Raw genomic sequence first — 12116 nt, 5'->3', positions numbered from 1 at the left:
GGTTACGCATACTGGCCTCCGGTACACAAGCGGCAGGTGTCGAAGTCCTAGCCTGGAAACCGGTCGAGAAGGTACGGCTCCCGTCTGTTAGGTAAACGGCCCGCAGGCGTTACGATTGAGCGCGTGATCAACAAATGGCCGTCGTCGTCAGGATCATAGCCGTGCGCTTGCGCCAGAACACCGGCGGCGGCCTCATCGCCTTCATTGCAGACGACAGTCCAGCAGCGCAAAGCAGCTTCAGGTGGGGCCAATTTCGCTTCCAGCTTCTCCAACCTCGCGGCGAGCGTACTTGCCATTCGTCAGGCTCCCACGTGTGGAGAGTGGACGAAGCCACACTCGTCGTCATCCGTGATGGTGACAGAAACGGGGCTCCGAGCGTCAGGGTGAAGCGCCTTAAATTCCTCTTCGCTCATAAACGAAACAATGATTTTAAGATCAGATGGCGGCGACATCTCCGCCTCAAGCCTGTCGAGTTTCAAGGAGAGAGAACTAGACAAGGCTTCCTCCCTTGATGCGCGCCGCGAGTGCGCGAAGCTGTTCGTCGGACAGGTCGCAAGGGACATCAACGAAAGCGGCTGCCACGTCTGCCGAAGTTGAGCCGAGAGCATCGGCCATACGCTGGTTCAGCGCTTCAATGGCTTCTTCCAATTCCTCGTCGGTCAGGTCGTCGAGCGGGTTGCCGCCGCCGTGCCGTTGCTCCAGTCGAGAGACGCGCGCAGAGAGGTTCAATCCAGCAGCTCCAGATAATCTTCGTGGCTCAGCAGCTCGTGCATCTCGTCGAATGGTTCTCCTGCAACAGAGCCTGTTACGCGAACGGTGACAGGTCCGGATGCTGAGAAGAAAAGCTTTTCGGCAAGGTCGTCGAGGTCGGCAGCGGCGACTTCCAGCACGCGGACTGGACCGGATGCGGATTCGATCCTGGAAATACGGGAGCGCAGGCTCATCGACGTTTCCCCGCCGCCATCTTTTCTTCAATCGCCGCGATCCGCTCCGCGAGGTCGTTTGTCTCGATGGCTCTTCGCTGCGCATCGAGCAGGCCGACAATCACTGCGCCCTCCTCGGGAGAAAGGTCACCCTCGGCAACCTGCCTGTTGACGTCGGCAATTGCGCCAGGAAGCTCTGCGGCCTTCGACACCTCGGGAAGCCTGAATGCGATGCGAGCGCCCTTCCTTGCCGGCCAGATGCGTTCGAGAAGGGTACGGCCTGCCTGGCTGTCGCCCTGCTTCGCCTTCTCGATCATCGAAAGAACGATTTCCTCCGCCTCGCCTTCGGCCAGAGCATCGAGGGCAACACAGACCTTGGAACGTGAGCCGGCCGGTCGACCATTTGGATTGCCGGACTGACCGGGCTTCCACCTGGTGTCCTTTGGCGGTTCGTTCAGTTGCGTCATTCGCGTGTTTGTTCCCTTGCTTTGGCAGGCTCAATGAAACCGCACGCATATCAAAATGATGCCGCCGATTGACCGGCGGTCGTGCTTGTGGCGGCTCCACAATCCCGTCGGCGTCAAGTCGGGTTCGGCCGGCCGGATCACGCTGCAACCATCTCCAGACGAACAATCCCGCCGTCGCGGATCAACTGGCCCTGGGCCACGCTCCGCGCACGAGCCAGCGCATGCAGGGCGGCCTTTTCCTCGCGTGAAACGGGGACAAGTATGTGACCATTCATCGGCTTTGAAAATTGCATGGCCTGGCTCCTGCAAATCGCCAGCCGAGTGTATCAATTTCTGTTGTTGCGCGAAAGGCAAATTGACGTTAAATCAATGGCTTACAGGGAAACGACCGGATACGGAGGGGGACACTTGGGGACGGTGTGACACACTTCCAGCATTTGCCATCTAAGAAATTAATTCGACCGGTTCGTGCTTTGGAAAGCGATGTTTTCGCTTTTGCCTGCTCTTCCGGTCGTGACGGGCCAGCCATCGGCCCTGGCTCTGGTTATTGACGGCTCGCCGATTGCGGGAGCAACCTTTATTTCAGCCACCTTCCCGACAAGCATGAGGGCAAACGCCTACAAAGTGACGATTGGAGTACGGGAGATGAAAGCATGGATGTAGCAAGCGTGTGGCGCACCCTGCGCACCAATCCAGCCGAAGTTCCTCAGCCCGGCGTCCTCGTTCAATCTGCTGGATTTGAAATCACGATCAACGCGGTGCAGGAGTGCGTTGTTGCGCTACCTCCCCGCGCTACCATGACTCCGGTTGTAGATGTGATCGTCATATCCCAGCATCCGGGTATCGCCGGGACAGTAAGTATCGGTGCCAACTTCAATAGCCCAGACGGCAGCTATCAAGGTCCCACGACGATCGTCGGCCAAGGCCAATTTACGGAGACAATTTCAGAAGTCCGCGCCCGCTTCGTTTTGCTGCCGTCCGGCTTTCCCGTCGTCGGAATCGGTGCCGTAGTCGATTATGCCGACGGCGTGCACAGCGTTACGCTGAGCTATCAACAGATTGCCTGCAACCCGTGGGTATGGTGGCGTTGGCTATCGCCGGTTGCCGGGACCTTAAGCCGGTTCCTTTAACTCAGGCGACCGGCGGCGGCTGTCTCTCGAAACTGGGCAACGATGCATCTATGCAGGCCCAAGCCGGCGCTTTCGCTGTCCAGATCGTAGCCGCCGGCCGGACTATTCCTGGGTCGACGAGAGTACCTGCTCTGACGAAGATCAAGTGCCGGCGTGATTCGGCCTCGCTGAACAAATGCACCCCGCAGTTCGGGCAGAAGCGCCGGTGCATCCTGTGGCCGCTTTCGGCGACGCTCTCGTAATCGCGCATATCACCGGTGATCGTCATGCTGTAGGCCGGGAAGCAGACGCTCACTGCTGCGTTCCCGGCAGCAATATACTGGCAGAAACGACACCAGCAGAGCCGCGCGGTGATCGGCTCCGCGTCACTTTGGTATCGAACCTTGCCGCATAGGCATCCACCAGAGATCATCACAACCTCCAACCTCACGCAAATCGCCTCTACGCCTTCCAGCATACCAGATGCAGCATGGTCTGACGAAATGGCCTCCGTCGCGTCCAACGTTCTCCAGTTGGAGCTGAGGCCGATGCCTTGCGCCCTTTCCTCCGAAGCCCAGGGATGTTTCCGCCAACACGACGTTTCGAGGCTGAGAGCCCAAAAAAGAAAACCAGCGCGAAGCGCAAAGTCTCTGTTTTGTCTCTTTTTCTGTCTGGTGTCTGTTCCTGTTCGGTCTCTGTATCTGTCTCGGTCTCTGTCTCTGTGTGTCGGGACCCTGGCAACAGGCTGCCGAGAGGCTGTCATATCCGACACCCTCCAGACACCAATTTTGACCTGACAAGGGCGTCTGAAACACCAGAGTTCGGTGACGGAGCAAATGGATGCTCCCCGTCATTTGCCGGCGTGACCGGGAACGTTCGGGCGCCCCATTCCGTCTGCATGAAGTCCTGCTCCACGACCTCACGAATGTCATCACTGGCGATGCTGGAAATCAGCTTCATGGTGCCCTTGGCGTGATCCTTGTTCGTCGGGATGTTGCCCCGATGCTTGAACCACTTTTTGACGTAGGTTTCGTGGGTGGCCGGGTCGTGCATCACCAGGTCGGCGGCGATCACGTTGGCGAGCGCCGTTCGATATTGCTTGGACTGCCAGCCGAGGTCGGCCAGCACATAGCCTTCCCTCAACCGGCAGCACCCAGCGCTGTTCTGGTGCGGCCCTGTGATGAGATATAGGTGGAGCTGCCTACCGTCCCCGTCCAGCCTCAGAAATGCGGGGCTGGACCAGATCGACGGCGACACCGGAGTGAAGTCGCGGCTCATCGCGCCACCGCCTTTCTGGGAGCGAACTCGCCAAAGTGCTCTTGCTCGGCGGCTTCGCGCGCTGCGATGGCGTCCCCCTTCTCAACGTAACCGCCAAGGTGGATCGTTCGGCCACCGATGGAAGAGGTTCTTACAACGTTCTTCACTACGCCGCCGTCCACGATGCCAGTCGTGGCGGCGGTTTTGTTATGTGGGATCATCTCGCACCGCCTTACGCCGCTTCCGGCAGCGACTTGACGACGCGCTCAAGGTCTTCAACGAGGATGAGGCTGCGCTTCCCGTTTTTCTTGCGGGGAAGCTTGCCTTCGGCGAACAGCTTGTAGAGGGAGGTCCGCGAGATGCCAGTCATTGCGACCGCCTCGGGGATGGTGACTGAAAGTCGGGTCATTGATTTTCTCCTGTGAACACACCCGAACGCAACCCGGTGTGCTTGGAGAAGGAAGTAGGTGGTTGAGCCGATCATTAATAATGGGGGTGACAAGTCCCCAAGTGCATGTGTGGAAACTGCCCCCCTAAGCACGCGATTTGAGTGCAACCTTCAATCTATCAGCCATAGCCATTGGCGAGGAGACGGCTTCCCGATAGCCCTCTGGGAAAAGCTCGTTCAAGTCGTAAAGCATCATCGCGAAAGAAGTGGGGCCGCGTTTGCGCGTGTAGGCATTGTTGACGTACGGGCCAGCGGTAAACCCATTCTCCTTCGCCCAGAAATGCATAGTTCGTAGCCAGCCGCCAAACGCTTCGCCCGGAGTAAAGCCAGGATTGGACCTATCGGCCTTCAGTTCTGCTATCTCGCTGGCGATTCCTCGAATTGCCGTATTCAACCCATAGGCGACGTGCTCCAAGGCGCTCGCAGTTAGTAGCAGGCGCAGGGGCGGCCCTTCGATTTCCACGTCAATAAATTCTAAAGCGTTTTCATCATATATCTTCAGGCAGTTGCGTGGAGCGGGAATTGATTGCCGCTCCAAGTGCGTATCCAGCAGTCCAGACAACTCGGCTCCGGCGTCGGACATCGGAATCAGTGGCCCCCAGGCCAGCCGGTTAAAATGATCTACGACGTCCTCCAACTTCGAGAACAGGCGTTCCAAGTCTGCATACGTTTCTGCGGTGTCTTCCACCCTCTTCAAGTGAATGTATTGGGTACACAGCCAGTGAAGACGCTCGCGTTGGGCGACGGTCAACGTACGGCGATATGCCGTTTCGAGATCGCGAAAATTTTCATCCGAGATAACAAAATCGATGTCAGGACCGACAAACGACGAGAGGTTGAGGCGCTTGGCTGTGACCATCAGTGGTAAAGTCCGAGTCTATGCGGAACATCCCGACACGTCCTGTAGATCTGCCCTAGCGCGTCATGCGCCCGTTGAGTCTGTCGACGCCAAAGCCTATGGTCTGCCATTTGTCCGCGCGCCATCCGCGTCCGCTTGTAGGGCCGCAGGGAAACCGGCAGGCGTTTCGCCGGCTTGTCGGGTGGCCGTGACTATCCGACTCTGAGCGGCACCGCCTTTGCCAGAGGTCGGGACAAGAGGAATCACTGCACCGGCTGACAGTTCGTCCAGAGCGTCAACTATGGCGGCGGAGTAGTGAAGCTCGATCATACGCGCGGACGTGTCGTGCAGAGCCGCGACAAGGCGCACGGGAAGCCCGGCGCGAAGCTGGCGGACGATCGACGAGTGCCTGAGCGCATACGGAACGGTATCGGCCGGCAGGCCCGCTTCTTTCACGATGCGCTGCCACGGACGCTGCAATTCCGACGCCGAACGCCATGGGCTCCGCCCTTTGCGTTCCCAACGAGCCGGACAATCGTCACCCGCCTTTTGCTGTTTGTGGCGCCAGCGTTCCAGGAGTGGCTCTTTCGCTCGGCGTCCTGCGATGGCGGGGCGCAGCGATTCGATGACATCGGAACCGATCCGGACGCCGATGTGAGATGCCTTTTTCTTGCCCCTGCCCTTCCGGCTCGTCGGAACCATAAGACGTCCCTGGGCGATTTGGACGTCGCCAACAGCGTTGCGCTTGACTTGCGAAAAGCGTGCACCCGTTGCCGACAGCACGAGCACCAAGCGCAGCAGGTCGCCTTCCCATCTATCCTCAGCATCGACGGTCGCTGCCGCCTCTACAATCCGGCGGATATCGGCGTCAGGTAGAGCCTGCTTGTCGCGGGCTTGGGCTGTCTCGGCATCAACGGTTGCCAGCCCCGCCTTGATAATCATCGAGATTTCGGCCGGCAGGCGAGCGCGGTGTTTCATCGCTGCCGCGTTGAGAGCAGCCCGCAGATCGTTGACGATCCGTCGGACCGTCGCCGGAGCGAGTTCCTTGGACAACCCCGAGCGCCATCTACCTAGGTCTGTTTCAGTCAGCGAATGCAGCGCAACATTAGGCAGCTTGGTGGACAGCACGTGCTTCGTGAGCCGCAGGCGAGCATCGCCCCTACCCTCCCCAGCAGCCCGTTCCTTCGCCTCCTGGGCCTCGCAGTAAGCTTCGACGGCCATTGCCACAGTCGGTGTCGGCCCATCCGCGGCAGCAATTTCCTCAGCGCGCGCCTGGCTGGCTACCTTCGCTGCTTTTGTCCTGGCCTGCTCGAAGCTCAGACAGTCAACACCGTTGGCCTCCATCTTGCCGTCGTCGGCCGAACCAATCGTGGCTTGCTTGTACTTCTGGTCGCCGCGATACCAGCGGACCATCCAGCGCCCGCCCCGCTTCTGCTTCCGGTACCCAAGGTGAACGTCGGCGTTGATGCCGCGCCAGTGGTTGCCTTCAGGCAGTCCCTTTCGGGCATTCGGCGTAGATAGAGCGGCTTCATGGAGGGTCTTCGACATAGATGCGGCCACCAACTCGTCAAATATCCGTCAAATATACAGTCCTGCACGCCCTACGACAATGAGGGACGCCAGCTCTCCCCATCAGGAACAGGCATGGAACAATCACGAAACAGTGAGGAACATCGAGGGGCGAAGTGGGAAACAGGGCCTGCTTACCCAACGCCCTTTCACGGCGGTAACAGGGGTTCGATTCCCCTTGGGCGTACCACTTTTCTCCCCTGATGATTACCCAGACGGAAATCGCGGTCGAAAGACTCGAGGCCTAGTTTCCTCGATTCGCGCCCGGGCACTAGAACAGAGTCATTTCAGCACCAGCCTGCTCGTCGAAGACCACCGCACACCCCAGCTTGACGGCGACCGTCGATAGTTCGTCGGCCATATCCCGGTCGGGTGTCACGAAGTCGCCGGTGAGTATCCGGAGTTCCTCGACGGCTTTCGACGTCGGCAGGAGCAACCCCGGGCCGCTCCCCAGCACGCTGCACCTGACGGCCTCGACCAGGTCGTCCCGGTGATGATGATGGCATCCCATGGCGGCACTCACCTTCCGATGGCTAGGCCTTCATGAAACGCCGCACCTGGCTGCGAGTTCCATCCGCGGCGCAAGGCGCTCCGTGCGAGCGGCGAAGCGGGCCGCATGACCGGCGGGCAAGCCCGCCGGGACAACCCAGTAGCCCCAATCCCGGCGAGCGACGCCCATCACGCGGACGATTACCGGCGAACGGCCGGCAAAGATGGCGCAGCAACTTCCATGCCGCATCAACCGTGCCGTTTCGGGAAAACCAAGCCAGAAACAGGAGAAAAGTGGTGCGGATGAAGGGACTCGAACCCCCACGCCTTTCGGCACTGGAACCTAAATCCAGGGCGTCTACCAATTCCGCCACATCCGCAACGGGCCGCCAATCCCATGTCAGCCATCATTCTGTCAATCTCGCGGCGGACAGCTAGGCGGCCGCAGTGCGAAGAAGTGTTGAAAATCGGCGTCGCGTATGACAAAAGGCGTGGCAATTGTGACGGGAGAACAAGATCCGCCGCTGGCGGGCGTGGTAAGGCACTTCAAATTCAAGGACTTACTCGCCGCCGCGCGTGTCGAGCGCAAGGAATCCGAGCCGGCAACGGCCGGCATGACGGTCGCCCAACCCGCACACCCACTAGCCATCCCGGCAAGAATACACCGGCAGGCTGAACGGCAAGGCCGTACAGGATGCCTGGATTATAGAAAACGAAGGTTTTGACGATGCAGGTAACCGAGACGCTGAATTCCGGCCTCAAGCGTGAGATCAAGGTCACGGTTCCGGCCGGGGACATGGAAGCCAAGCTGATTGCGCGGCTGAACGACATCAAGGACAAGGCGCGCATCAACGGATTCCGTCCGGGCAAGGTGCCTCTGCAGCACCTGCGCAAGCTGTACGGCAAGTCCTTCATGGCCGAGGTGGTCAACGACATCCTGTCGAACCAGACCCGCCACATCATCGCCGACCGCGGCGAGAAGGCCGCGATGCAGCCCGAAGTCACGATGACCGAGGACGAGAAGGAAGCCGAGAAGATCCTGGCCGGCGACGCCGACCTCGAGTTCCAGCTCGCCTACGAGGTGATCCCGACGATCGAACTGAAGGCGTTCTCCGACATCGCGGTCACCCGCCAGGTCTTCGACGTGCCGGACAGCGAGATCGACGAGCAGGTCAAGCGCGTCGCCGAATCCGCGCGCACCTACGAGGCCAAGGACGGCAAGGCCGCCGAAGGCGACCGCGTCACCATCGACTATGTCGGCAAGATCGGCGGCGAAGCCTTCGCGGGCGGTGCGGGCGAAGGCCAGCCGCTGGTGCTCGGCTCCAAGGAGTTCATCCCCGGCTTCGAAGACCAGCTCATCGGCGTGAAGGCCGGCGAGGAGAAGCAGGTCACGGTCACCTTCCCCGAGAACTACGGCGCGCCCAACCTGGCCGGCAAGGAAGCCACCTTCGACGTCACCGTCAAGGAGGTCGAGAAGCCCGGCCCGCTGGAGATCAACGACGATACGGCCAAGGCGCTTGGCCTGGAATCGCTCGAGCGCCTGCGCGAGATCGTGCGCGGCCAGATCGAGAGCCAGTTCGGCCAGATGACCCGCCAGAAGGTGAAGCGCCAGCTGCTCGACCAGCTCGACGCCGCCTATCGCTTCGAGGCGCCCTCCAAGCTGGTGGAAGCCGAGTTCACCAACATCTGGAACCAGGTCAACCGCGACCTCCAGGCCGCCGGCCGCACCTTCGCGGACGAGGACACGACCGAGGACGAGGCGCGCGAGGAATACACCAAGCTCGCCGAGCGCCGCGTGCGCCTCGGGCTGGTGCTGGCCGAGATCGGTGAGAAGGCTGCCGTCACGGTCGCCGACGACGAGGTCCAGCGCGCCCTGTTCGACACCGTCCGCCGCTTCCCGGCCGACCAGCAGCAGCAGGCGTTCGAGTTCTACCGCAGCAATCCGGACGCCATCACGTCGATCCGCGCGCCGCTCTTCGAGGAGAAGGTGATCGACCACCTGCTCGGCCAGATCTCCGTCACCGACACCAAGGTGAGCAAGGAAGAACTGATGGCCGACGACGAAGAGGCGGAGGCCAAGCCGGCCAAGAAGGCTGCGCCGAAGAAGGCCAAGAAGGCCGACGACGCGGCTGGCGACGAGGCCAAGGCGGAAGCGCCGAAGAAGAAGGCCGCTCCGAAGAAGAAGGCCGCCGACAGCGAATAGTCGCTGCCAGGAACAGACTTCAAATAAAGGCCGCCCGGCGCAATCCGGGCGGCCTTTTTCATTCATGGCGGCGTTGATGCACCTGGCCCGGTTGGAGCCGGTCCGAGCCTGCTAGATCAGCCGCAGCCCCTTCATGCTGGCGAAGCCCTTCTTGCCGATGACGATATGGTCGTGCACGGCGATGCCCAGCTGCTTCCCGGTCTCGACGATGGTCCTGGTCATCTCGATGTCGGCGCGCGACGGCGTCGGATCGCCCGACGGATGGTTGTGGACCAGGATGATCGCGGTCGAGGAGAGTTCGAGCGCGCGCCGGATGACCTCGCGCGGATAGACCGGCGTGTGGTCGACGGTGCCGGTCTGTTGCACCTCGTCGGCGATCAGCGCGTTCTTCTTGTCGAGGAAGAGGATGCGGAACTGCGGCCTTATGTAGCAAAGGCACCAAGCCTTTCGCTCTGCCGCATAGGGCCATCTCATTGGAGATGGACAAATGAATGAGAAAAGCTACTCTCAAGTAATGGGGGAGCAGTCAGGCATTTTGACTTTGAAGCTAGACACCGCCGAGCCGATAGAGCTTGGCGATTTTGTCGGCGCGTTCACGTCGATTGCGAATGAGTTTGAGCGCTATGTCGCGGATACCTATCCGGGCGCTAAAGCCGATCCGCGCATCTACCTCCGAGAAGTCCGAAGCGGATGCGTCGAGGCCGACATGATAACCGGGCTTACGATAGCTGCCGGAGTCGTCATCAACAACATGGATCAAATCTTGATCCTGGAGGAATTCGTTAGGCGTTGGGGCCGGCGAATGACGGCCCTAATCACGAACAAGGTCCCGGACGGTGAACTTGATACTACCGCGCAATTGAATGACTACTACCGCGCGACGGAATCCATAGCAGCCGACCCTCTGGCTAGCCATCGTTTGACTGCAACTGCCTTCGAAAAGGATGGCCCGCAAATCCGCGTTGCCTTCCAATTTTCGGCTGTAGAGGCCAGAACGGCGCAGCAGAACATCGATGACCGGAAAAAGCTTCTCACCAAGCCGGACTCTGTCCCGCATAGGCGTGTTCTCATGCGCTACACCCGGACGGACGTGCATGATGCCACGGTCAACAAGCGATCTGGCGAGCGCGTGTTGATCGCGGAGATATCAGAGAAAGAAATGCCGGTGATGTATGCGTCCGAACTCGCGGAACAGGAAATCCGCGAGATCATCCGCGAGGCTGACGAGAACGCCTACAAGCGCGGCTTCGTTGTAGATGTCATGGTCCAAGCATCCGGCGAGAAAATGACGCACTACGCCGTGACTGCCTTCCATAGCGTGATCGATCTGGACTAGTCCAATCGTAGCGTTTCAGCGCCAATTGCTCGCAGACATTGTAGGAGAAAGGCAGCCGTGAATTTGCCCCTAGAGAGCTTATTCCGCACGTTCACTTCCTTCTCGAAAACGCCGATTTCAGCCAGCTTGTCCACGAGTTGCGCATAGGTGACGCCCCTTCGCTTCAACTCGGCCTTTAGGAGGTTGGCCGCGAAGGCTTCATAGTCCGTCCGATCTGGCATGTATCGTCTCCGATGTAAAAAGTATCGTAAACGATGACATATGCCATTGACTGCCGTACGTCAACGCACTATATCCGATACACATGTATCGGAAACGATGACAAATGGCACAGCACTTCCTTCTCTCCGCCGAAAGCCGCACCCTCTCCCTCAAGGAGATTTACAAGGGCGGCGAGGAAAAGGCTTACGAGACGTTCAAGCGCCTTCGCTGGTCGCAGACGAATGGTGAGCCGGTTTGCCCGAAGTGCGGGTGCCTGGATCACTACAACATTCCGACGCGCCGCAAGTTCAAGTGCGCCGGTTGCCAGCATCAGTTTAGCGTTACGTCCGGCACGATCTTCGCTTCGCGCAAGATGGCGTTTGTCGATCTGCTCGCCGCGATCTGCCTCTTTGTGAACGGCTCCAAGGGCATGTCGGCGGTCCAGTTCTCCCGTGATCTGGATTGTCAGTATAAGACGGCTTTCGTGTTGGCGCACAAGCTGCGTGAGGCGCTGGCAGCCGAGACTGCCAACGAAGTTCTGGACGGCGAAGTAGAGATCGACGGTGCCTATTTCGGCGGCCATGTCCGCAAGGAAAACCGCGTCGAGGACCGTAAGGACCGCCGCCTTGCCGAGAACCGTTCCGACCGCCGCCGCGTTGTCATCGCCCTTCGCGAGCGCGCCGGTCGCACCCTGCCTTTCGTGCGCCGCGCTGAGGCAGAGGGCGTCGAGATCGCCCGCGCCCGCATGGTTGCCGACGCCAAGCTGTTCGCTGACGAAGCCTCGCATTGGGATGTGTTGGAAGCGCAGTTCGATACGGGCCGCATCAACCATTCGCAGTCCTACAGCGACGGCCACGGCAAGCACACCAACATGGTCGAAAGCTACTTCTCCCGGCTTCGCCGCATGGTCGCCGGCCAGCACCATTTCGTGTCGCACAAGTACCTGTACCAGTACGCCAATCACGCGGCATGGCTGGAGGATCACCGTCGCCGGTCAAACGGGGCGAACGCCTTCGCTATCCTCGGCGGCGCGCTCAATCATCCGGTGTCGCGGGTGTGGGCTGGCTATTGGCAGCGCGCGCAGTAACGGCGCAAGATCATTTGCATACAAATGATCTTTGAGTCGAATATTCTGATTAACGTCGGTTTTAAGGAAGAATATTGCGCCGAATGCTTGAATCGGCCTTTCGGGCGCTTATATTTCTCCATGTTTACCCTTCGTTAAGGGCAAACAACGAGCGGCCCGGCGGTGCGCAAACACCAACCGGGCCTTTTT

General features: G+C 59.9%; 17 protein-coding genes, 2 tRNA genes and 1 pseudogene. 5 read left to right on the top strand and 15 right to left on the bottom strand.

What is annotated here, in order from left to right; translation table 11 throughout:
• Nucleotides 1-47 precede the first annotated feature (47 nt).
• From ABUE31_RS04815 to ABUE31_RS04795, 5 genes are all read right to left on the bottom strand, one after another.
• Entirely contained in the window at nucleotides 48-296 is a 249-nt protein-coding gene (locus tag ABUE31_RS04815; RefSeq protein ID WP_367722347.1) for a hypothetical protein, read from the bottom strand.
• A gap of 193 nt (nucleotides 297-489) precedes the next feature.
• Entirely contained in the window at nucleotides 490-729 is a 240-nt protein-coding gene (locus tag ABUE31_RS04810) for a hypothetical protein (protein WP_367722346.1), read from the bottom strand.
• The gene (locus ABUE31_RS04805; RefSeq protein WP_367722345.1) at nucleotides 726-944 is read right to left on the bottom strand and encodes a hypothetical protein; all 219 of its coding nucleotides are present in this window, start codon (nucleotides 942-944) and stop codon (nucleotides 726-728) included. The genes ABUE31_RS04810 and ABUE31_RS04805 overlap by 4 nt, the downstream gene beginning before the upstream one ends.
• Nucleotides 941-1390, bottom strand: a complete 450-nt coding sequence (locus ABUE31_RS04800) for a DUF5681 domain-containing protein (RefSeq protein ID WP_367722344.1) — start codon at nucleotides 1388-1390, stop codon at nucleotides 941-943. Before ABUE31_RS04800 ends, ABUE31_RS04805 begins: the two co-directional genes overlap by 4 nt.
• 137 nt (nucleotides 1391-1527) lie before the next feature.
• Nucleotides 1528-1683 (bottom strand): hypothetical protein, encoded by a 156-nt coding sequence (locus ABUE31_RS04795; RefSeq protein WP_367722343.1) that lies wholly within the window; start codon nucleotides 1681-1683, stop codon nucleotides 1528-1530.
• Between the two features lie 360 nt (nucleotides 1684-2043).
• On the opposite strand from ABUE31_RS04795, the gene ABUE31_RS04790 reads away from it, so the two are divergent.
• Entirely contained in the window at nucleotides 2044-2520 is a 477-nt protein-coding gene (locus ABUE31_RS04790; protein WP_367722342.1) for a hypothetical protein, read from the top strand.
• A 1-nt stretch (nucleotide 2521) separates the two neighbouring features.
• On the opposite strand, the gene ABUE31_RS04785 is transcribed toward ABUE31_RS04790, so the two are convergent.
• The 6 genes from ABUE31_RS04785 to ABUE31_RS04760 all read right to left on the bottom strand — a co-directional run bounded on the left by ABUE31_RS04785 (nucleotide 2522) and on the right by ABUE31_RS04760 (nucleotide 6590).
• The gene (locus ABUE31_RS04785; RefSeq protein WP_367722341.1) at nucleotides 2522-2932 is read right to left on the bottom strand and encodes a GFA family protein; all 411 of its coding nucleotides are present in this window, start codon (nucleotides 2930-2932) and stop codon (nucleotides 2522-2524) included.
• A gap of 326 nt (nucleotides 2933-3258) precedes the next feature.
• Nucleotides 3259-3777: a hypothetical protein gene (locus tag ABUE31_RS04780; RefSeq protein WP_367722340.1), complete on the bottom strand. Its 519-nt coding sequence runs from the start codon at nucleotides 3775-3777 to the stop codon at nucleotides 3259-3261.
• Nucleotides 3774-3977 (bottom strand): hypothetical protein, encoded by a 204-nt coding sequence (locus ABUE31_RS04775; RefSeq protein ID WP_367722339.1) that lies wholly within the window; start codon nucleotides 3975-3977, stop codon nucleotides 3774-3776. The genes ABUE31_RS04780 and ABUE31_RS04775 overlap by 4 nt, the downstream gene beginning before the upstream one ends.
• A gap of 11 nt (nucleotides 3978-3988) precedes the next feature.
• Complete coding sequence (locus ABUE31_RS04770) at nucleotides 3989-4165, bottom strand: helix-turn-helix transcriptional regulator (RefSeq protein ID WP_367722338.1); 177 nt, start codon at nucleotides 4163-4165, stop codon at nucleotides 3989-3991.
• Between the two features lie 124 nt (nucleotides 4166-4289).
• Nucleotides 4290-5063 carry a hypothetical protein gene (locus ABUE31_RS04765; RefSeq protein WP_367722337.1) on the bottom strand — a complete coding sequence of 258 codons (774 nt, stop codon included), beginning with the start codon at nucleotides 5061-5063 and terminating at the stop codon, nucleotides 4290-4292.
• 96 nt (nucleotides 5064-5159) lie between these two features.
• Nucleotides 5160-6590, bottom strand: a complete 1431-nt coding sequence (locus ABUE31_RS04760) for a tyrosine-type recombinase/integrase (protein ID WP_367722336.1) — start codon at nucleotides 6588-6590, stop codon at nucleotides 5160-5162.
• A 132-nt stretch (nucleotides 6591-6722) separates the two neighbouring features.
• Between ABUE31_RS04760 and ABUE31_RS04755 the strand changes: the two genes are divergently transcribed.
• Nucleotides 6723-6801: transfer RNA gene (locus ABUE31_RS04755), tRNA-Glu, on the top strand.
• An 81-nt stretch (nucleotides 6802-6882) separates the two neighbouring features.
• Here the strand turns inward: ABUE31_RS04755 and ABUE31_RS04750 are convergent.
• Entirely contained in the window at nucleotides 6883-7134 is a 252-nt protein-coding gene (locus tag ABUE31_RS04750) for a hypothetical protein (RefSeq protein ID WP_367722334.1), read from the bottom strand.
• A 261-nt stretch (nucleotides 7135-7395) separates the two neighbouring features.
• Nucleotides 7396-7480, bottom strand: a tRNA-Leu gene (locus tag ABUE31_RS04745).
• A 347-nt stretch (nucleotides 7481-7827) separates the two neighbouring features.
• Here ABUE31_RS04745 and tig point away from each other — a divergent pair.
• On the top strand, nucleotides 7828-9303 hold the full coding sequence (gene tig / locus ABUE31_RS04740; protein ID WP_367722333.1) for a trigger factor: 1476 nt from the start codon (nucleotides 7828-7830) through the stop codon (nucleotides 9301-9303).
• Nucleotides 9304-9414: 111 nt separating this feature from the next.
• Here tig and ABUE31_RS04735 read toward each other — a convergent pair.
• Nucleotides 9415-9726: pseudogene (locus tag ABUE31_RS04735) on the bottom strand (JAB domain-containing protein); the annotation flags it as partial.
• A gap of 64 nt (nucleotides 9727-9790) precedes the next feature.
• Between ABUE31_RS04735 and ABUE31_RS04730 the strand changes: the two are divergent.
• Nucleotides 9791-10639 carry a hypothetical protein gene (locus tag ABUE31_RS04730; RefSeq protein WP_367722332.1) on the top strand — a complete coding sequence of 283 codons (849 nt, stop codon included), beginning with the start codon at nucleotides 9791-9793 and terminating at the stop codon, nucleotides 10637-10639.
• Here the strand turns inward: ABUE31_RS04730 and ABUE31_RS04725 are convergent.
• Entirely contained in the window at nucleotides 10636-10860 is a 225-nt protein-coding gene (locus ABUE31_RS04725; protein WP_367722331.1) for a DUF6471 domain-containing protein, read from the bottom strand. The two genes, ABUE31_RS04730 and ABUE31_RS04725, sit on opposite strands and share 4 nt — an antisense overlap.
• A 104-nt stretch (nucleotides 10861-10964) precedes the next feature.
• Between ABUE31_RS04725 and ABUE31_RS04720 the strand changes: the two genes are divergently transcribed.
• Nucleotides 10965-11927, top strand: a complete 963-nt coding sequence (locus ABUE31_RS04720; RefSeq protein WP_367722330.1) for an IS1595 family transposase — start codon at nucleotides 10965-10967, stop codon at nucleotides 11925-11927.
• Nucleotides 11928-12116 lie beyond the last annotated feature (189 nt).

This window comes from Mesorhizobium marinum (assembly GCF_040813675.1).
Lineage (GTDB): Bacteria > Pseudomonadota > Alphaproteobacteria > Rhizobiales > Rhizobiaceae > Mesorhizobium_K > Mesorhizobium_K marinum.
Note: the sequence above shows the minus strand (reverse complement) of the source record. Positions and strands in the feature narration are given on the sequence as shown.

Bases quoted from the DNA above. Each gene is read 5' to 3' on its own strand.
- ABUE31_RS04815 (WP_367722347.1), bottom strand. From the start codon at position 296: ATGGCAAGTACGCTCGCCGCGAGGTTGGAGAAGCTGGAAGCGAAATTG.
- ABUE31_RS04730 (WP_367722332.1), top strand. From the start codon at position 9,791: ATGAATGAGAAAAGCTACTCTCAAGTAATGGGGGAGCAGTCAGGCATT.
- ABUE31_RS04775 (WP_367722339.1), bottom strand. From the start codon at position 3,977: ATGATCCCACATAACAAAACCGCCGCCACGACTGGCATCGTGGACGGC.
- ABUE31_RS04780 (WP_367722340.1), bottom strand. From the start codon at position 3,777: ATGAGCCGCGACTTCACTCCGGTGTCGCCGTCGATCTGGTCCAGCCCC.
- ABUE31_RS04725 (WP_367722331.1), bottom strand. From the start codon at position 10,860: ATGCCAGATCGGACGGACTATGAAGCCTTCGCGGCCAACCTCCTAAAG.
- ABUE31_RS04760 (WP_367722336.1), bottom strand. From the start codon at position 6,590: ATGTCGAAGACCCTCCATGAAGCCGCTCTATCTACGCCGAATGCCCGA.
- ABUE31_RS04805 (WP_367722345.1), bottom strand. From the start codon at position 944: ATGAGCCTGCGCTCCCGTATTTCCAGGATCGAATCCGCATCCGGTCCA.
- ABUE31_RS04765 (WP_367722337.1), bottom strand. From the start codon at position 5,063: ATGGTCACAGCCAAGCGCCTCAACCTCTCGTCGTTTGTCGGTCCTGAC.
- ABUE31_RS04800 (WP_367722344.1), bottom strand. From the start codon at position 1,390: ATGACGCAACTGAACGAACCGCCAAAGGACACCAGGTGGAAGCCCGGT.
- ABUE31_RS04770 (WP_367722338.1), bottom strand. From the start codon at position 4,165: ATGACCCGACTTTCAGTCACCATCCCCGAGGCGGTCGCAATGACTGGC.
- ABUE31_RS04795 (WP_367722343.1), bottom strand. From the start codon at position 1,683: ATGCAATTTTCAAAGCCGATGAATGGTCACATACTTGTCCCCGTTTCA.
- tig (WP_367722333.1), top strand. From the start codon at position 7,828: ATGCAGGTAACCGAGACGCTGAATTCCGGCCTCAAGCGTGAGATCAAG.
- ABUE31_RS04720 (WP_367722330.1), top strand. From the start codon at position 10,965: ATGGCACAGCACTTCCTTCTCTCCGCCGAAAGCCGCACCCTCTCCCTC.
- ABUE31_RS04785 (WP_367722341.1), bottom strand. From the start codon at position 2,932: ATGATCTCTGGTGGATGCCTATGCGGCAAGGTTCGATACCAAAGTGAC.
- ABUE31_RS04790 (WP_367722342.1), top strand. From the start codon at position 2,044: ATGGATGTAGCAAGCGTGTGGCGCACCCTGCGCACCAATCCAGCCGAA.